General features: G+C 63.4%; 12 protein-coding genes. 3 read left to right on the plus strand and 9 right to left on the minus strand.

Features of this window, described 5'->3' with window-relative positions:
- Positions 1-602 precede the first annotated feature (602 nt).
- The 7 genes from C8D04_RS10730 to C8D04_RS10760 form a co-directional block, all read right to left on the minus strand.
- The gene (locus tag C8D04_RS10730; protein WP_116004839.1) at positions 603-2786 is read right to left on the minus strand and encodes an exonuclease domain-containing protein; all 2184 of its coding nucleotides are present in this window, start codon (positions 2784-2786) and stop codon (positions 603-605) included.
- Positions 2783-3160 carry a response regulator gene (locus C8D04_RS10735; RefSeq protein ID WP_116004840.1) on the minus strand — a complete coding sequence of 126 codons (378 nt, stop codon included), beginning with the start codon at positions 3158-3160 and terminating at the stop codon, positions 2783-2785. Before C8D04_RS10735 ends, C8D04_RS10730 begins: the two co-directional genes overlap by 4 nt.
- Positions 3157-5901, minus strand: a complete 2745-nt coding sequence (locus C8D04_RS10740; RefSeq protein WP_116004841.1) for a sensor histidine kinase — start codon at positions 5899-5901, stop codon at positions 3157-3159. Before C8D04_RS10740 ends, C8D04_RS10735 begins: the two co-directional genes overlap by 4 nt.
- Positions 5902-5903: 2 nt before the next feature.
- A complete protein-coding gene (locus C8D04_RS10745; RefSeq protein WP_199562995.1) occupies positions 5904-6161 on the minus strand; it encodes a hypothetical protein in 258 nt (85 codons plus the stop codon).
- Between the two features lie 95 nt (positions 6162-6256).
- Positions 6257-6640: a hypothetical protein gene (locus tag C8D04_RS10750; RefSeq protein ID WP_116004842.1), complete on the minus strand. Its 384-nt coding sequence runs from the start codon at positions 6638-6640 to the stop codon at positions 6257-6259.
- A gap of 150 nt (positions 6641-6790) precedes the next feature.
- Positions 6791-8599 carry a sodium:solute symporter family protein gene (locus C8D04_RS10755; RefSeq protein WP_116004843.1) on the minus strand — a complete coding sequence of 603 codons (1809 nt, stop codon included), beginning with the start codon at positions 8597-8599 and terminating at the stop codon, positions 6791-6793.
- Between the two features lie 10 nt (positions 8600-8609).
- Entirely contained in the window at positions 8610-8870 is a 261-nt protein-coding gene (locus tag C8D04_RS10760) for a DUF4212 domain-containing protein (protein ID WP_116004844.1), read from the minus strand.
- A 294-nt stretch (positions 8871-9164) separates the two neighbouring features.
- Here C8D04_RS10760 and C8D04_RS10765 point away from each other — a divergent pair, with 294 nt between their 5' ends.
- Positions 9165-9716, plus strand: a complete 552-nt coding sequence (locus tag C8D04_RS10765) for a hypothetical protein (protein ID WP_116004845.1) — start codon at positions 9165-9167, stop codon at positions 9714-9716.
- Positions 9717-9785: 69 nt separating this feature from the next.
- Positions 9786-10484 carry a CatA-like O-acetyltransferase gene (locus tag C8D04_RS10770; protein ID WP_116004846.1) on the plus strand — a complete coding sequence of 233 codons (699 nt, stop codon included), beginning with the start codon at positions 9786-9788 and terminating at the stop codon, positions 10482-10484.
- A gap of 167 nt (positions 10485-10651) precedes the next feature.
- Here C8D04_RS10770 and uvrA read toward each other — a convergent pair whose 3' ends face one another.
- On the minus strand, positions 10652-16615 hold the full coding sequence (uvrA, locus tag C8D04_RS10775; RefSeq protein WP_116004847.1) for an excinuclease ABC subunit UvrA: 5964 nt from the start codon (positions 16613-16615) through the stop codon (positions 10652-10654).
- Positions 16616-16764: 149 nt separating this feature from the next.
- On the opposite strand from uvrA, the gene C8D04_RS10780 reads away from it, so the two are divergent.
- Entirely contained in the window at positions 16765-17877 is a 1113-nt protein-coding gene (locus tag C8D04_RS10780) for an ABC transporter substrate-binding protein (RefSeq protein ID WP_116004848.1), read from the plus strand.
- Between the two features lie 15 nt (positions 17878-17892).
- Here C8D04_RS10780 and C8D04_RS10785 read toward each other — a convergent pair whose 3' ends face one another.
- The gene (locus C8D04_RS10785) at positions 17893-19554 is read right to left on the minus strand and encodes an MFS transporter (RefSeq protein WP_116004849.1); all 1662 of its coding nucleotides are present in this window, start codon (positions 19552-19554) and stop codon (positions 17893-17895) included.
- Positions 19555-19606 lie beyond the last annotated feature (52 nt).

Here is a 19606-nt window from a genome sequence, read left to right on the forward strand (position 1 = left end):
CCGACACGGTTGATGCCAAAAACCGCTTGACGAAAAACATAGAACCTCGGTGATGGCGGGGTCTCGCTCGAACTCGCGCCTGCGGCGCTCAAACAATCGCGAGCCCTGATCCGCCATCCCCTGCGCGCCGCAGGCGCATACAAAAGGGGTGGGAGTCCAACATCCCTACGGGCCATCGCTGCGCTCGGCACCAAGGGGCCGCAGGCGCTATGCGCTGCGCATGCCAGGCCGAGCGCAGCGACGGCCCGTGTCAGGCTTCCAACCCCCTTCTGGCTGCGCCTGCGGCGGGGTGCTTGCGGGGTGGCGGGTGTGTCGCAGGACACGCCCGCTTCGTGATCTGACTCGCCGCATTTGTCTGAACGCAGCTGCGCAGCAGCGTAGTGAGTTATGCGGCGTACCCCGCAAGCACCCCGCCGCAGGTGTGCCCCGCAGGGGCCGCAGGCTGTGGGGCGCGTTTCTTTGCCTCCTTTCTTGTCGCGCACAAGAAAGGAGGTCGCCCGCCGGGGCGAATCCCGGCCTCCGCCCTCCAAAAAAGCACCTCGAAAACTATCAAAACAATAGCTACCTGCGCTTAACCTATAAGCGCTATAGCCGAAAAACACTCAATATTTCAACCGCGCGTAATACGTCTTCTGCGCCGCCTCACGCGCCTGTCGCAGGGTATGTATGCCCTGCGCCTGCAGCAGCGGAATCAGTCGCAACCAGATCTCTGCCGTCACCAGCGCATCGCCCAGCGCCGTGTGGCGCCCCAGCACGGTCACATTGAATCGCTCGGCGATGGCTTCCAGGCGGTGGGAATCCTGGTGCGGATGCACCACTGCCGATAGCAGCAGCGTGTCCAGCACCGGCTGGTGAAAAGCAATGCCCGTGGCCTCTTCTTGCAACTGCAGAAAACGCATGTCAAAGGCCGCGTTGTGCGCCACCAGCACAGTGTCCTGCGCGAACGCATGGAACACCGGCAACACCTCGCCAATGCGCGGCTTGCCCACGACCATGTCTTCGGTAATGCCATGAATGGGAATGGACGCCGCAGGGATACCACGCCCGGGGTTGACCAGTTGCTCGAAGCACTCTTGCCGCAGCAGCTTGCCATTGACGATACGCGCAGCCCCGATCTGGATGATGGCGTCGCCCTCGGAGGGGTTGAGCCCCGTGGTTTCCGTGTCGAACACGGTGTAGGCCAGCTCGGACAGGGGCCGGTCGTCCAGCGCACTGCCCTGTTCAGCCATCTGGAACAGGTCGAAGTCGTAGTACTCTGGACGGCTGCAATCGCTCTCGCCCAACTCCGCATCGACCACGCCTTGCACGCTGGCCAGGGGCAGCATGAAACGGAAAAAGGCCTGGTGGCGCACCCGCTCGCGCTCGAACCACATCTCGCCGCCGTGCCGCTCGATCACATCGCGCACGGTGAGCGGACTGCGTTCGTTGCCGAAGTACATCGAGTCCATTTCCCAGCTCATCACGGTCTCATTGCTCATGGCCTGGCCGCTCCAGACCAGATCGAGCTGGGCGTGTGCACCTGCCGCCTGCAGCCGCAGCTGCAGAAAGCGCACCTCGAATTCATCCACCAGCCGGTGGGCCAGGTAGGTCAAGGCCTGCAGCAGGGTATAGCTGTCCACCTTGAGCCACAGGCTGGTATCCACCGCATCCAGGGTGACGGGGCAAGTGCAGTGGGCTGCAATCTGGCGCTGGGCAGCAGCGGCCAGGTCGGCGCCCAGCATGTCCTCCATGGGCCAGCGGGTCTTGAGCCGCTGCGTGGCGCGCTGCGCCAGGTCGGTGATGCGTCGCCCCATAGCGCCCACCTCGTCACGCACCACGCCCAGAAAGCGCTCACGCATGGCGGGCTCCAGATCGGAGTAGCCCAGCATGTCCACGGCGGCCTGGATGTTGGCCAGCGAAGCGCGGCTGCCTTCGGTCAGCCCGTGCAGCAGTTGGTCGCGTGCGGCTTCTTCCTCGACGCTGGCGGTGACGTTGTTGAGCATCAGCACAAAGCCGCTGACGACGGCCTGCGCCGCGTCGCCTGCCCCAGCATCGCTGCCGCCGGAACGCACCGGCGCCACCTGCACGCGCAGCAATTGCCCGCCCTGCGTGGTGGTGACAAACTGGGCCGACGGGCTGGCCACGCCCCGCACCATGCTTTGGTGGATGCGCTCCAGTGCATGGGCCAGCAACTGCCGGTCAAATACGGCGTAGATGGAGCGGCCAATACCCACCAGTTCCGTGCCATCGGCCAGGCCGGGCTCTTGTGACAGGGCGCGAAACTGCTGGCGTGCGCGCTGGTTGTAGAGCAGGATGCGCCCATCGCGGTTGCACACCACCACGCTCTGGTTCAACTCGGCCATCAAGGCGGCCAGGCGGTCTTTTTCCTGCTGCACACGCACACTCGCCTGCGCCACCTGTTCGGTCATGTCGCCGCGCAATTGGTCGCGCTGTGCGGCCAGCTCATTCACGGCGCTGGCCAAGGCCTGCATTTCTGCCGTGCCCCGGGGCTTGAGCTTCTGGGGCGTCGTAGCGGCCAGCACCACCCGGGTCTCTTCCAGAAGTTGGTAAGGAGCCCCCACGTAGCGGCGGTGCAAAACACGCAAAACGCCCGCCACCAGGCCCAGCCCGATCAGCCAGCCCACCGCCACCAGGGCGGTGCGCTGCGCCAGCACGTCGCCCACGGCCATACGCTCGTCCGGCGACAGCGTAGACCAGACGATGACCGACATCAACACCAACCACAGGGCCATGACCAAGCCAGAAGCCACGATGGCCCACACCAGGCGGGGGTCTACTTTTCTCATGCCGGCGCATCCCCCAACAGCTCGGCCACCTTCTGAACCAGTTCGCGGGTAGAGAAGGGTTTGGTCATGTAGGCATTGGCACCCAGGGCCAGCCCCTTGGCAAGATCGGTCTCGCGGCCCTTGGCCGTCAGCATCAATATCTTGGTGGCCTGCAGACTCTCGTCGGCACGCACGGCCTGGCACACCTCAAAACCCGACTTGTGCGGCATCATCACATCGAGCAGCACCAGCGCGGGCCGCTCCCGCACGATGGTGTCGAGCGCTTCCTGCCCATCCCGGGCCACCACCACGGTGTAGCCTTCGCGCTGCAGCAAATATTCCAGCGAGATCACGATGTTGGGCTCATCGTCGGCAATCAGTATCTTGTATGTCATGGTTTTTTGTCTCCGCAGGTGGGGGCGTCCAGGGGCAGCCAGAAGCAGAAGCACGCACCTGCAAGGCCTGTGGGCTCCAGCCATAACCGGCCGCCAAAATGTTCTGCAATGTGGCGACTGATCGGCAGGCCCAGGCCTGTTCCGTGCGCCACCTGGACACCGATATCGGTCTGGTGAAAACGGTCAAAAATCATGGCCTCATGGCCTGGCTCCACCCCCGGACCATTGTCCTGCACGCACACGGTAACGCCCTGGTCATCGTGCACCAGCCGTACCTGCACCTGCCCGTCGATGGGCGGCACAAACTTTGCGGCATTCGAGAGAAGATTGAGCAGCACCTGGAGAATGCGGTCGGGATCCGCATGGAGTGAAGGCGCCTGATCTGCCAGCTCTAGCTGGACATGGGCAGAGCGCTCCCGGAACACCTCGGCCGTGGTGGCCACTGCACGCTCCACGAGAGCGCGCATATCGACCTGGGCTACATGCCATTCCGCATGGCCCGATTCGATTTTGGCCATGTCCAGCACCTGGTTGACCAGGCGCGTCAGGCGCTCTGTCTCGGCCACGATGATGCCCACAAACTGCTGGCGCTGGGTGGCCGACATATCAACGTCGTCCTGCATCAACTCGGCCAATGCACGGATGGACGTCAGAGGCGTGCGCAATTCGTGCGTGACCGAGGACATGAAATCGTCCTTGAGCCGGTCCAGGCTTTGCAGCTGCTCATTGGCAGCGCGCAGATCTTCGGTGGCACGTTCCAGTGAGCGCGACTTGCCCTCCAGCGCACGCGAGTAGGCGCGTATCTGGGAAGCTTCATCCAGGATGCGCAGTACATCGCTGGGTGAGAGGGTTTCCTCCTCGGCCACCGAAGCCACCAGCGCGCGGGCCGATGCACTGCCCACGGCGCCGGCCAACTGGGTTTCAACAAACTGCACCAGGCGTGCGTCGGGCCGCAGGGCTTGCACCGAGCCTGCGCCCATGCGCAGCGCATAGGCCTCGAAAAGCGGCCGCGCCTTGGCTCCCCCCAGAAAACGCTCGCACAGGCGCAGCAGATCTTGCGTATTGGCCCGCCCGCGCCAGAACACGGGGCTGGAGGCCGCTGTGCGCTGGAACACATCGACGAACAACAAGGCCTGACTGGCTTCACGGCCTGAAGGCACGCGCCACAGCGAGACACCCACATAGACCACACCATTGACCAGCATGCTCCAGAACAGCGAGTGTGTCAGGCCGTCAAACCCCTGCAGGCCCAACAACTGTTCAGGCCGCAGCCACGCCAGCCCCCAAGGGCCCTGCGCAATGAAACCGGTATCGAGCCAACCGGACTTCGCAATCGAGGGCAGCATCAGGGTATAGGCCCACATCAAAAAACCCGCCAACAGGCCTGCCAGGGCGCCCTGCCGTGTGCCGCCCTTCCAGTACATGCCGCCCAGCACCACCGGCGCAAACTGCGCCACGGCGGCAAAACTGATGAGCCCGATACTCACCAGCGCATAGGCTTCACCTGCCAGATGAAAGTAAACATAGCCCAGCACCAGCACACCCAGAATGGATGCCCGCCGTATCCCCAAAAGCACGCGCGACAGGTCTTGTCCTTCGCTGCTGCGCAGGTGCCGCCAGCGCAGCAGCAAGGGCAGCACCAGTTCATTGCTGACCATGATGGACACGGCCACGGTCTCCACAATGACCATGCCGGTAGCGGCAGAAAGCCCCCCCACAAAAGCGAACAGCGCCAGCGCATTCTGTCCGGCGGCCAGGGGCAGCGACAGCACAAAGTTCTCCGCATTGGCCTGGCCCGGGCCAAAGTACAACAGACCGCCCAAGGCAATGGGCAGCACAAACAGATTGATCAGCAGCAGATACAGCGGAAACACCCAGACGGCGCGGCGCAGGTGGGTCTCGCGCACGTTCTCCACCACCATGACCTGGAACTGTCTGGGCAGAAACACCACCGAGAACATCGACAGCACCGTCAGACCGAACCACTGCGCCCAGGCAAACTGCCCACCTTGCTCCAGGCGCAGCAGTTGCTGCAGTTCCGGAATCGCCTGCGCGCGGGCGAACAGGTCTTCCAGGCCATCGAACAGGCTGTAAACCACAAAAAAACCCACCGACAGGAACGCCACCAGCTTGACCACCGACTCAAAGGCAATGGCCGCCACCATGCCCTCGTGCCGCTCCGTGGTATCGAGGTGCCGCGCACCAAACACCATGGCAAAACCGGCCAACACCAGCGCCACATAGAAGGCACTGTCCTGGCTCCAGTGCAAGGGCAGCATCGCCGTGGCGCCGTCGGTGGCCGTGAGCAAGGTGTACCCGGCCGAAACGGCCTTGAGCTGCAAGGCGATGTACGGCACGATGCCCACCACGGCAATCAGGGTCACCAGACCCGCCAACAACGGGCTTTTGCCATAGCGGCTGGCAATAAAGTCGGCGATGGACGTGATGCGGTACGTTTTGGCGATACGCACCATCTTGCGCAGCACAATCCAGCCCAGCACCATGACCAGCGTAGGACCCAGGTAGATCGGCAAAAACCAGACCCCCCCAGACGCTGCGCGCCCCACACTGCCAAAGTAGGTCCAGGCCGTGCAATACACCGCCAGCGAAAGCGCATAAACCCAGGGATTGGCAATGACAGAACGGCCTTGCTGCGCACGGCGATCGGCCCAGTAGGCCACTGCAAACAACAGCAACAGGTAGGCAAAGGACGCCGTGATAACCAGAAAGGGCGAAAGCATGGCTAGCCCTGGTCTTCTGGCGGCGGGGGTATGCCCGCGCGCTCCTCAGGCCGCTCGTCGAAGCGGTCCTGTGGGCGCTCCATCAACCAGGCCAGCGCTGCAATGATGCCGGCCCACAGCACAAGCAGGGCCAGCGGGAAAAGCGGCACTCCCCACAGAACCACATCGCGGTCCCACAGGCCCAGCAGCGGAAAATTGAAAAGCAACCAGCCGCCGGTGAACAGGGCAACCAGGCGTTGGGAGCCGAGTCCTTTGAGCACGACGGTCTCCTGGCAAGAAGGTCTAAGCGCCTCCTGCTGCCATTGTGCGCCCCGCACTTACCAAGGTCTTACGCACCGGGCAGCGCGGTCGGGATTCAAGCCTTGGGTTGCACCTTGGATTCAGCCTTGGCTTTACCCTTGGAAAAGGTGTTGTGCGCCTGGCGTGACAGGGCGAAATCCAGAAAAAACTTGCACCAGATGGTGCTGCCGGCCATGGCAGACCAGGTGTTGTAGTCAAACAGGCCCATGGCCACGGTCACGATCACCACGGACGCCACCCCCCCTGCAACGAGGTTGATTGCCACGACATAGGGCGCATATTTTTCGGGATTGGGCGGTGATTCGCCACGCTTGAGCGCCACTTCGGAAAAATCACGCCGCACCACGATGCGCCAGGCCCGGCGCAACCAGAAATACGCCATGGGGAACAGCGCCAGATACAGAATCCACGTCAAGGCGACATTGACATCAAAAACCATGCAGGGCTCCCAGATGCGGTGACACTCTGCCTTGCAGTGCCACCCCGGTATTCAGAAAAAAAGCCCTGCCAGCACAGCCGACAGGGCCCCCTATTGTGACTGCCGCTGCGCAGGCGCGGCGGCAGTCTGGTCTTGCACGCAGCCTAGGCCTTAGTGCGCACCCGACACCGTCTTGGAGCCGCGGGGAATGCGCACGGCCTCCACCATGGCCTGGATATGCGCTGGTGGCGGTGCCGTCACCTTGTCCACCAGGAAGGCAACCAGGAAGTTCACCCCGGCACCAACCGCACCAATGGCTTCTGGCGTGATACCGAAGAAGCTGTTGGCGCCACCAATCAGGCCGAGGTATTCCGTGCCCTTGATGAAGAACACGCCCTTGTGTGCGAACACATAGAACAAGGTGAAGAACAGGCCCGCCAGCATGCCGGCCATGGCGCCTTCCTTGTTCATCTTCTTGCTGAAAATACCCATCATGATGGCGGGGAACAGCGAGCTGGCTGCAATACCAAAGGCCAGGGCCACGGTACCGGCCGCAAAGCCGGGCGGATTCAGGCCCAGATAGCCAGCCACCACAATGGCTACGGCCATGGACACCTTACCCGCCAGCAGCTCGTTCTTCTCGCTGATGCTGGGGTTGAACACGCCCTTGATCAGGTCATGCGACACGGCCGAGGAAATGGCCATCAGCAGACCTGCAGCCGTCGACAGCGCCGCAGCCAAACCACCCGCAGCTACCAAAGCGATCACCCAGTTAGGCAGCAGCGCGATTTCCGGATTGGCCAACACAATGATGTCGTCGTTCACGGTCAATTCGTTGCCTTTCCAGCCTGCAGCTGCAGCCTTGTCGAGCACGGCGGCGTTCTTGGTCTTGTCGTTGTAGTACTGGATGCGGCCGTCACCGTTTTTGTCAGCAAACTTCAGCAGACCGGTCTTCTCCCAGCGCTTCATCCAGTCAGGACGGGCTTCGTACTTGATGCTGGCTTCGGGGCCAAACGGATCGGCATCGTTCATCACCACGCCGGGCGTGATCGTGCGGATCAGGTTGGTCTTGGCCATGGCCGCCACAGCAGGAGCCGTGGTGTACAGAATGGCAATGAAGATCAGCGCCCAACCGGCCGAGCTACGTGCATCCTTCACCGAAGGAACGGTAAAGAATCGCATGATGACGTGCGGCAAACCAGCGGTACCAATCATCAGCGACAGTGTGTACATGAACATGTTCAGCATGCTGCCGGGCAGTTGCGTCGTGTACTTGCCAAAGCCCAGATCGGTCACGACCTTGTCGAGCGTGGCCAGCAAAGACACGTTATGGTCCACCAGGTTGGAACCCAAGCCCAGCTGGGGAATGGGGTTGCCCGTGAGCTGCAACGAGATGAACACGGCAGGCACGGTATAGGCCAGGATCAGCACGATGTATTGCGCCACCTGGGTGTAGGTGATGCCCTTCATGCCGCCAAACACGGCGTAGGCAAACACAATGGCCATGCCCACGTAAATGCCGGTATCGCTGGACACGCCCAAGAATCGCGCAAATGCAATGCCAACGCCTGTCATCTGGCCAATGATGTAGGTCAGCGAGGCGACCAGCAGGCACATCACAGCAATGGTGCTGGCGCCCTTGGAGTAAAAGCGATCACCAATGAACTGGGGTACCGTGAACTTGCCGAACTTGCGCAGGTAAGGTGCCAGCAGCATGGCCAGCAGCACGTAACCGCCCGTCCAGCCCATGAGGAACAGCGCGCCGCCGTAGCCCATGTTGGAGATCAGGCCGGCCATGGAGATGAACGAAGCAGCACTCATCCAGTCGGCGGCCGTCGCCATACCGTTGGTGACGGGGTGCACGCTGCCGCCAGCTGCATAGAACTCGCTCGTCGATCCGGCACGCGCCCATACGGCGATGCCGAGGTAGAGCGCAAAGCTCAACCCGACGAAAATATAAATGGTGGTTTGGAGTTCCATATTTCAGTCCTCAGTCTTCGTGTACGTCGAACTGGCGGTCAATGTCGCCCATCTTCTTGGCGTAATAGAAAATCAGCGCAATGAAGATGTAGATAGAGCCCTGTTGTGCAAACCAGAACCCCAATGGATAACCGCCCAACTTGATGCTATTGAGCAGATCGGCAAACAGAATCCCCGCGCCAAACGACACCACAAACCAGATGATCAGAATCCTGGTTAGCAAGCTTAGCGTGGCTTTCCAGTAGGCGTGACTACTTTTGTCTTCCTTCATGAAACCCCCTCTTTTTTGAGAACAGATCCACAGCGCAAAAAAGCACTGCCCCCGCGCATCCCGCAGGCAGTGCCGTCGGTTTGCGTTAGCGACTGTGTTCACGCTTCCTTACAGTGAACTGATGAAATCACCCAAACAAGTCAGGGATGTGGCAACTCAAGGGAAAACACTAGTTTTGGGTGCTGTGCGCATTACGAGGCGCCTCAGTGAAATCCCCAATAGCAAGATCAAGCGATGCAGAAACACTATGTGACATCTGGCGCCCCCAGCTGAAAGAAAGCGTCTGCGAACCCCATGCCCGATTTATCTGCTTCCCTGCTCTCCCGTATCTACGCCAAGACCGCCGAAGGCCAACAAGAAATTCAAGCGCGCGCGATGGGTTTGACGCCGCTGGCGAGGCGTGTGCTGGTGCTGGTGGACGGGCACCGCAGCGGCAAGGACCTGGCGGCTTTTGTGCCGGGCAACGACATCGAGGTGCACCTTACCGAGTTGTTGACACGCGAGTGCATTGCCGCCGTAGGTAGGGCAGCAGCACCCGCATCTGCATCCGCGCCGGCCGCAGCAGGCCACCCCCATGATCCATTCGAAGACGAGTTGAACCGCCTACCGGCCGCAGAAACCCGCAGCACCAAAGATCTGGACATGGCGCGCAACTTCATGACCAACACGGTCAACAACATTTTTGGGCACCACAACCGCATCTCGCTGCTCGAAGCCATCTTCGCCTGCCAGAGCAGCGAAGCGCTGCGCAAGGTGTACCCTGCCTGGGCGCACGCCCTGGAGACCAACAACACGGGCAAGAAACGCCTGCCCGAGTTGCGCGAAAAGCTGTTCGCAGTACTGTAGGCAGGGCCATGGGCCAGCAGGTTGGCAATACAGTGAGAACCCGTTTCTTACGCAGCACGCCTTGCCACCATGCCCCCCATCCCAGAGTCGTATCTTCCGCAACCCATTGATCCCGCTTCATTGCCAGGATGGCTGGGCTGGTCGCTGCCGTTTTTCAGCGAACCGGTGCTGCAAAACCCGCATATCGATCTGACCTTGCAGCTGGATGTCAGCAACGCTTTTGCACAGTACCAGGGGCTATCGCAGGACAGCGAGCAGGCGTCTTTTTTTGCCTTTTTGGTCTGGCATCTCGCACAGACCCTGGCGCAACACCCCTCGTTCAACCTGCGCCGCGTCAATGGCGACTGGTATGTCTTGCACAATCCGCCGATTTTCATCCCCGTGGCCGTGGGCGGCGACGCACGGTTTCGAGATCTGGTTCTGGAAAACGCCTACCAGCAGGATTTGCCGACGTTCCTGGAGAACTACCACAACATGCTCGCCCTGGCGCGCTCGCCCGCAGGCTTGCCGCCCTGCGCCAGTGAAACTTATTGCCTCGCGCATTTCATGGGTAATTTGCCCCATTTGCGGTTTTCCGGCCTGACGCTGCATTGGCGGGCTGACCAGTCGCTGGGGCAGAGCAGTTTCTATTTTGGCCAGCGTTACGCCGAAGGTGGGCGCACGCTGATTCCGCTGGCGGTGCGGATGCACCACAGCTGCACCGATCCCTTTGTCCTCAATGGGCTGATCGCCGATTTTCAGCGGCGCTTTGCACCACAGGCGGACTGAAAAGCCCTCGCTTTTTGGGGGCGAGAAATTTCAAGAAAAATAGGCCTCTAACACTTATTGGTCAAGCGTCAGCAGCTATTATTTTTGACACCCCAAAAGCACATCACTCCGCCAAAAAGTTGACGTTGCTCGGCCACCCATAAAAAAAACGCGATGGAGCAGCCCGCTCAGCGCGCCAGCACCGGAGCCAGCGCCACGCCGGTATGCGTTCCCAGGCTCACCAAGGCTTCGGGGGTGGTCGCGGCCACGATGCGTCCTCCTTCTCGCCCGCCTTCGGGGCCCAGGTCGATGACCCAGTCGGCCTCGGCGATGACATCAAGGTCGTGCTCGATCACCACCACGCTGTGCCCGCCATCGACCAGCCGGTGCAGCACGCGGATGAGCTTGTCCACGTCGGCCATGTGCAGGCCCACGGTGGGTTCATCCAGCACATAGAAGGTGTGTGGCGCCTTCTGGCCGCGCCGCCCTATTTCGTCGCGCACCTTGGTGAGTTCGGTCACGAGCTTGATACGCTGCGCCTCGCCGCCGCTCAGTGTGGGGCTGGGCTGGCCCAGCGTGAGGTAGCCCAGGCCCACGTCCTTGAGCAGTTGCAGCGGGTGCGCTATGGCGGGCATGCTGGCGAAGAACGCGACGGCCTCGTCCACCTCCATCTGCAGCACGTCGCCAATGCTCTTGCCGCGCCAGGTGACGGCCAGGGTCTCGGGGTTGAAGCGCGCGCCGTGGCAGGCTTCGCAGGGCACTTTCACGTCGGGCAGAAAGCTCATGGCGATGGTGCGGATGCCCTGGCCCTCACAGGTGGCGCAGCGGCCCGTGCCGGTGTTGAAGGAGAAGCGCCCTGCGGCATAGCCGCGCGCCTTGGCCTCCAGGGTTTCGGCGAACAGCTTGCGCACCGTGTCCCAGAAGCCGATATAGGTGGCGGGGCAGCTGCGCGGCGTTTTGCCAATCGGCGTCTGGTCCACTTCGAGCACGCGGTCGATGGTTTCGAAGCCCGATAAACCCAAGCAACCCACCAGCGCAGGAGCCTTGCCCGCATCCATGGCATCGCGCCCGGCCTTGGTACTGCGCTGCTGCACCCAGGCCTGCACGTTGGCCAGCAGCACGTCGCGCGCCAGCGTGGATTTGCCCGAGCCGCTGACGCCCGTCACCGCCACCAGGCGCTGCAGCGGCACGCGGGCCGTCACCTGGTGCAGGTTGTGCAGGTACGCGCCCTGCACAACCAGCCAGTGGGCGGGCCCGATGGACTGAAGGTCTTTTTGGCCTCCAGCGCTTTCTGGCAAAGCGCTGTTAGCTATTAATTTAGGAGCATTCACTTCCATGCTACGGCGCAATTGCAGCGGATGGCGCATGGCGTGCAGCAGGTAGCGGCCCGTTTGTGAATGCTCGGCAGCGGTCACGTCCTGCACCGTGCCTTGCGCCACCAGCGTGCCACCGCGCTTGCCGGCGCCGGGGCCGATGTCGATCACATGGTCGGCCGCGCGGATGGTGTCTTCGTCGTGCTCCACCACCACCAGGGTGTTGCCCTTGCTGCTGAGCTGGTGCAGGGCACGCAGCAAAATCTGGTTGTCGCGCGCATGCAGGCCAATCGTGGGCTCGTCGAGCACGTAGCACACGCCTTGCAGGTTGCTGCCCAGCTGCGCGGCCAGGCGGATGCGCTGGGCCTCGCCACCGCTGAGCGTGGGCGCGCCCCGGTCGAGGGTGAGGTAGCCCAGGCCCACTTCTTCCAGAAATTCGAGGCGGCCCTTGATCTCGGGGATGAGGTCGCGTGCGATGTCCGCCTCGCGCCCGCTCAGCGCCAGCTGCTGCACCCAGGCACGGATGTCGCTGACCGACAGGCGTGCAATATCCGTGATGGCCCAGCCCGGGTGGCCCGTGGCCGCATCGGCGCCAAAACGCACGGCGCGTGCCGTGGCATTGAGGCGCGTGCCTTCGCAGGTGGGGCAGGCGGCATCCTGCACGTCGTCCACCTCGGGTTCGGCAAAGGTTTGCTCACGGCCTTTCTGGTCGTCGGCCAGCACCGAGTCGTCGAACACCTTGCGCTGCTCCTTGGTCAGTTTGACGCCCGTGCCCACGCAGTCGGGGCACCAGCCGTGCTTGCTGTTGTAGGAGAACAGGCGCGGGTCCAGCTCGGCATAACTGGTACTGCACACCGGGCAGGCGCGTTTGGCCGAGAACGTCTGCACACGCCCGATGCCTGCGGTAGAGCTGCCCGCCGCCATGGCTTCGCGCAGGCTGTTCAGGTGCGAGAGCACCTGCACCACGCCCTTGCCGTGCGTGAGCGCCTGCGCCAGCGCCGTGCGCAGCAGCGGCTCGTTGGCGGGCGAGACGTCCAGGCTCATCACGGGCAGCTCGATGGAGTGCTCCTTGAAACGGTCCAGGCGCGGGAAACCGCTGGTGGGCAGAAACTCGCCATCCACCCGCAGGTGGGTGTGGCCGCGCGGGCGCGCCCAGTCGGCCAGCTCGGTGTAGACGCCCTTGCGCGCCACCACCAGGGGTGCGAGCAGGCCGATGTGCTGGCCCCGGAAGTTCTTCAGCAACTGCGCGGCAATGCCGTCGGGCGTTTGCGGCTGCACCGCCGCACCATCGCGCGTGCAGTGCTGCACCCCCAGCTTGACGTAGAGCAGCCGCAGGTAGTGCCAGACCTCGGTGGTGGTGCCCACGGTGCTCTTGCGCCCGCCCCGGCTCAGGCGCTGCTCGATGGCCACCGTGGGCGGAATGCCGTAGACGGCATCCACCTCGGGCCGCCCTGCGGGTTGCACGATGGAGCGCGCATAGGCGTTGAGGGATTCGAGGTAGCGGCGCTGGCCTTCGTTGAACAGAATGTCGAACGCCAGCGTGGACTTGCCCGAACCGCTGACGCCGGTGATGACGTTGAATTGGCCGCGCGGGATCTCCACGCTCAAAGAGCGCAGGTTGTGTTCGCGGGCGTTGATGATTTCTATGCTGTTTTTGGCCTTTCGCGCTTTCAGGGAGCGCGCCGCCAGCTCTTCTTTCAATAGCAGCGACGTTTTCTCGTGCACCGCATGGCCCGGGGCACCTGCCGCGCCAATGGCCTGGGCGTAATCGCGCAGGGCTGCGCCCGTGTGCGAGTGGGGGTGCTCGCGCACATCGGCGGGCGACCCCTGGGCCACCACCCAGCCCCCGGCTTCACCGCCCTCGGGGCCCAGGTCGATCAGCCAGTCACTGGCGCCAATCACGTCCAGGTTGTGCTCGATGACGATGAGCGAATGCCCGGCATCGAGCAGCCGCCCAAAGGCGCGCATCAGTTTGGCGATGTCGTCAAAGTGCAGGCCGGTGGTGGGCTCGTCGAATAAAAACAGCGTGCCCTTGCGCGCCAGCATCTGGCGCGACTTGGCCTGCGAGCGCGCCGCCTCGGCCAGAAAACCGGCCAGCTTGAGGCGCTGGGCCTCGCCGCCCGACAACGTGGGCACGGGCTGGCCCAGCTTGACGTATTCCAGCCCCACTTCGGCAATCGGCTGCAGCGCACGCAGCACATCGCGGTCACCCGCAAACAGGGCGATGGCCTCGCTCACCGTGAGGTCGAGCACATCGGCCACGTTCAGACGGCGCACGCCGCGCTCGATGGTCACTTCAAGGATCTCGGGGCGGTAGCGCTTGCCGTCGCAGTCGAGGCAGCGCAGGTAGACGTCGCTGAGGAACTGCATCTCCACATGCTCGAAGCCCGAGCCGCCGCAGGTGGGGCAACGCCCGTCGCCGTTGTTGAAGCTGAACTTGGTCTGGGTGTAGCCGCGCTGGCGGGCCAGCGGCGCCAAGGCGAACAATTCCCGCACGGCATCCCACGCGCCCACGTAGCTGACGGGGTTGGAGCGCGCCGTCTTGCCAATGGGCGACTGGTCGACAAACACCACGTCGCTCAGGTGGTCGGCGCCCAGCAGGCGGTCGTGTGCGCCCGGGGTGTCGGTGGCCTTGCCAAAGTGGCGCATGAGCGCCGGGGCCAGCACGTCCTGGATCAGGCTGGACTTGCCCGAGCCGCTGACACCCGTCACGGTGACGAGGCGCTGCAGCGGGAATTCGACCGACACGTTCTGCAGGTTGTGCTCGCGCGCGCCTTCGAGGATCAGGCGTGGCGTGGAATCCGTCACGCGGCGCGCAAAGGGCTGGCCCACGTGTTTGCGCCCGCCCAGGTACTGGCCGGTAAGGGTGTCGGCGCTGCGCAGCGCGTCGGGCGTGCCATCGAACACGATATACCCGCCGCGCTCGCCGGGGCCGGGGCCAAAGTCGAGCACGCGGTCGGCCGCCAGCATGACGGCCGGGTCGTGCTCGACCACCACCAGGGTGTTGCCCGCATCGCGCAGGCGCAGCATGGCCTGGGTGATGCGGTGCATGTCGCGCGGGTGCAGGCCGATGCTAGGCTCGTCCAGCACAAACAAGGTGTTGACCAGCGAAGTGCCCAGCGCCGTGGTGAGGTTGATGCGCTGCACCTCGCCGCCCGAGAGCGTGCGGCTTTGCCGGTCCAGCGTGAGGTAGCCGATACCCACATCGCTGAGGTATTTCAGGCGCGTGCCGATTTCCCCGTGCAGGAGCTTGAGCGCCTGGACCTCTCCCGTGGCGGCGGTATCTTTTCTATCAAAATGGCCTGCAACGCTCATAGAAAGAGCGTCACCAGCTATTTTTTCAGGAGCATTCAACATGTCCGCACTCGCGGCCATACGCTCGAAGAACTGGCGCAAACGGTCGATGGGCAGCAGCATCAGGTCGTGCAGGCACAGGCCTGGCAGGGCTTCGAGCTGCGCGCGTGTCCACTGCACGCCCTGGGGCATGAAGCGTTTCGCGGGGTCGAGCACGGTGTCGGCGTTCTCTTTGCTGCCGATGCGCCAGAGCAGGCTATCGGTCTTGAGGCGCGCGCCTGCGCACACCGGGCACGGCGTGTAGCTGCGGTACTTGGACAGCAGCACACGGATGTGCATCTTGTAGGCCTTGGTCTCCAGGTACTCAAAGAAACGCTTGATACCGTACCACTGCTGGTTCCACTTGCCGTTCCAGTGGGGCGAGCCTTCGATCACCCAGTGCTTTTGCTCGGGGGTCAGCCGGTGCCACGAGGTATCGCGCGGGATGCCCGCGGTTTCTGCATGGCGCATCAGGTCATCCTGGCATTCTTTCCATGCCGGCGTCTGGATGGCCTTGATCGCGCCCGTGCGCAGCGTCTTCTTCTCGTCCGGAATGACTAGGCCGTAGTCCACCCCGATCACGCGGCCAAAACCCCGGCAGGTGTCGCAGGCCCCTGCCGCTGAATTGAAAGAGAACATGGACGGCAGCGGTTCGCTGTAGCGCAGATCGCTGTCGGGGCAGTGCAGGCCGGTGGAGAATTTCCACACCTCGGGGGCGTCTTCATCCCTGAGCCGGTACACGTTCATGCGCCCACTGCCGCGCTTGAGGGCGACTTCAATCGCCTCAATGGCGCGCGCACTCTCCACCGTGCCGATACGAAAGCGGTCCGCCACGACGTCGAGAATCTTGACGGCCCCCACGCTCCCCACTGCGTGGGGTTCACTGCCCCCCGAGGGGGCGCTCGCTTGCTTGGGGCGGCCCGACGCTTCGCTCGTCACACCCTCGACGTCACGCTCTGCCTGGATTTTGGTAAAGCCACTGGCCGACAACCACTGCGCCAGTTGCTCGGCGCTGGTGTTGGCGGGAAGTTCAACCGGAAACGTCACCACTAGGCGGGGATCGTCCGCTTGCGCGCGCCTCTGGAGCTCGGCGTAGATGGTCTCGGGAGAGTCGTGCCGTACGGGCTGGGCGGTCTGGCGGTCAAACAGCTGGGCGGCCCGCGCAAACAACAGCTTGAGGTGGTCGTTCAGCTCCGTCATCGTGCCCACGGTAGAGCGCGAACTGCGCACCGGGTTGGTCTGGTCGATGGCGATGGCCGGAGGCACGCCTTCCACCTTGTCCACGGCGGGCTTGTCCATGCGGTCGAGAAACTGCCGCGCATAGGCGCTGAAGGTTTCCACATAGCGGCGCTGGCCCTCGGCGTACAAGGTGTCGAACACCAGGCTGGACTTGCCCGAGCCACTGGGGCCGGTAACCACCGTGAGTTCGCCGGTCCGGATATCCAGATCCAGATCCTTGAGGTTGTGCTGTCGCGCGCCGCGGATGCGGATCTGTCCCTGGGTCATGGAGCGGTCTTTCGGGGGTGAGGCCAAACATTCTAGGGAGCAAGCAACAGTCCTGCTGCCGTATCTGGATTACCCATGCAAAGTGCGGTCAGGTTCTGCCGGGCACCGGCTTAGACTCGGGGCTTACTCTTCACACGCGAGGATTTGCCATGAAACCCTGGTCAACATTGTGGGCAGGCGCCCTTCTGGTGCTGGGCCTGTGCACCACCAGCCATGCCCAGTTGCTGATTGGACAGACCGTGGGCGTGACCGGTTCGGCCGCCGCTACCGTGAAGGAATCCATGGGGGGTGCGGCGCTCTATATCAACCACGTCAATGCAAAAGGCGGGGTGGGTGGGCAGAAGGTCGAAATCCTGACGCTCGACGACCAGTTCGACCCCAAGCTCACGCTGGCCAATGCGCGCACGCTGATCACGGACAAGAATGTGCTGGCACTGTTCATGACGCGCGGCACACCGCACACCCAGGGGATCATCGGGCTGCTGGACGAATCGGGGGTACCGCTGATCGGTCCCTCCACCGGGGCCATGGTGCTGCACCGGCCGGTGCAGAAATACATCTTCAACGTACGCGCCCCCTACCAACGCGAGGTGAAAAAGGCCATTGGCCACCTGGCCACGCTGGGGGTGCAGCGCATTGGCGTCGTCCACGTGGACGACACCTTTGGCGCCGACGCCCTGGCCGGTGCATTGGCCGGCTTTCAGGAGAACCAGCAGAAGGCCCTGTTTGTCGAGAAGTTTGACCGCGCCAAGCCCGACTTCAGCGCCATGGCGCCCCAGGTCGCCCAGCAGAACCCGCAGGCGGTGATTTTCATCGGCACCGGGTCGGCGGTAGTGGACGGCATCAAGGCGCTGCGCGCCGCAGGTGTGACGGGACAGATCGTCACGCTGTCGAACAACGCCTCGGGCGGCTTCGTCAAGGCCCTGGGCGAGCACTCACGCGGCGTGGTGGTGACGCAGGTGTTCCCCTCAGAGCGCTCCGTCACCTACCCGCTGGTGCGGGAGGCCGCCACACTGGCGCGTGAGGCCAAGATCGACCTCACGCCCGCCATGCTGGAAGGCTTTACCAACGCCAAGGTACTGGTTGAAGCGCTGCGCCGCGCCGGCCCCAACCCCACACGCGCCCGCCTGCACGATGCGCTGGAGTCGTTCCGCAAGTTCGACCTGGGCGGCCTCTCGCTGAGCTACACCGCAGACGACCATTCGGGCCTGGATTTTTCCGACCTGTCGATCATTGGACCGGACGGACACTTCCGCCGCTGATGGCCTGGGTCGCCGTCAATCGTCGGCATACATGTCTATCCCGCGCGTTTCACGCAGGCCGAGCGCACCGATCACCACCGTGGCCCCGGCGATCAGCACCGGGTACCACAGCCCGCTGTAAATGTCTCCCGTCTGCGCCACGATGGCAAACGCCATGGGCGGCAGCAGCCCGCCAAACCAGCCGTTGCCGATGTGGTACGGCAGGCTCATCGAGGTGTAGCGGATGCGTGTGGGGAACATCTCGGCCAGCGCCGCGGCAATGGGACCGTAGACCATGGTCACCAGCAGCATCAGGTAGAAAAGAAGGGCCACCACCATGGGCCGATTCATGGCCTCGGGGTCGGCCTGGCGAGGGTAGCCCTGCGCGGCCAGGGCAGCGGCCACGGCCTCGTGGAAGGCCCTGTCGCGCTTGCGCGTTTCGGCAGCGCTCTGGCCCGCGCTGGATTGCAGGACGATTTCCATGGGGCCAATCCGTACCAGGGCGCTGCCATCGACCGACTGCGCCTCGTTCGCATAGTGCACCGAATGCGTCGCCAGCACCTGCTTGGCCCTGTCGCACGGGCTGGTGAAACGCGCAGCGCCGGTGGGGTTGAACTGGAAGGAGCAGTCGGCCGGGTCGGCCACCACCACGACCTGGCTGCGCTCCTGGGCGGCGGCCAGCGCCGGGTTGGCCGCCACCGACAGCGCCTGGAAAACAGGGAAATACGTGGCCGCAGCCAAAGCGCAGCCCAGCAGAATGACGGGCTTGCGGCCCACGCGGTCTGACAGCGCGCCAAACACGATGAAGAACGGTGTACCCAGCAGCAGCGCCACCGCCAGCATGAGCTGCGCAGCAGTGGCATCTACCTGCAGCTGCTGGGTCAGGAAGAACAGCGCATAAAACTGCCCCGTGTACCAGACCACCGCCTGCCCCGCCGTCAGCCCACCCAGCGCCAGCAAGGCCAGCTTCAGGTTCTTCCACTGGCCAAACGATTCGGCTACCGGTGCGCGCGAACCGCGCCCGCGCGCCTTCATGCGCTGGAAGGCCGGTGTTTCAGCCAGCGCCAGCCGAATCCATACCGAAATGCCCAACAGCACGATGGAGACCAGGAACGGAATGCGCCAGCCCCAGTCCGAAAAATCGTGCTCGCCCAACACCGTGCGCGTGCCCATCACCACCAGCAAAGCCATCAGCAGGCCCAGCGTGGCGGTGGTCTGTATCCAGGCGGTGTAGGTGCCTCGACGGCCCTGCGGTGCGTGCTCGGCCACGTACACGGCGGCGCCGCCGTATTCACCCCCCAGTGCCAGGCCCTGCAGCAGGCGCAGCCCGATCAGCACCACCGGCGCCGCCACACCAATGCTGTCGTAGGAAGGCAGCAGCCCCACGGCGAAGGTGGCCAGACCCATGATGAGGATCGTGACCAGAAAGGTGTATTTACGCCCGATCAAATCGCCCAGGCGGCCAAACAGCAGGGCGCCAAAAGGCCGCACAACGAACCCCGCCGCAAACGCCAGCAACGCAAACAGAAAAGCAGACCCGCTATCGAGTGCGCTGAAGTACTGGCGGGCCAGGATGGTGGCCAGCGCGCCGTAGAGGTAGAAGTCGTACCACTCGAACACGGTGCCCAGCGACGAGGCGAAGATGACGCGTGCCTCATCGCGTGTCATCGGTTCAGGCCCCTGATGCGTACTTGCCATGCTCTTGTCTCCTGCAATTTTTTGTAATCACTGGCAAGTGAAAAATATTTTT

The organism is Simplicispira sp. 125, assembly GCF_003096555.1.
GTDB lineage: Bacteria > Pseudomonadota > Gammaproteobacteria > Burkholderiales > Burkholderiaceae_C > Simplicispira.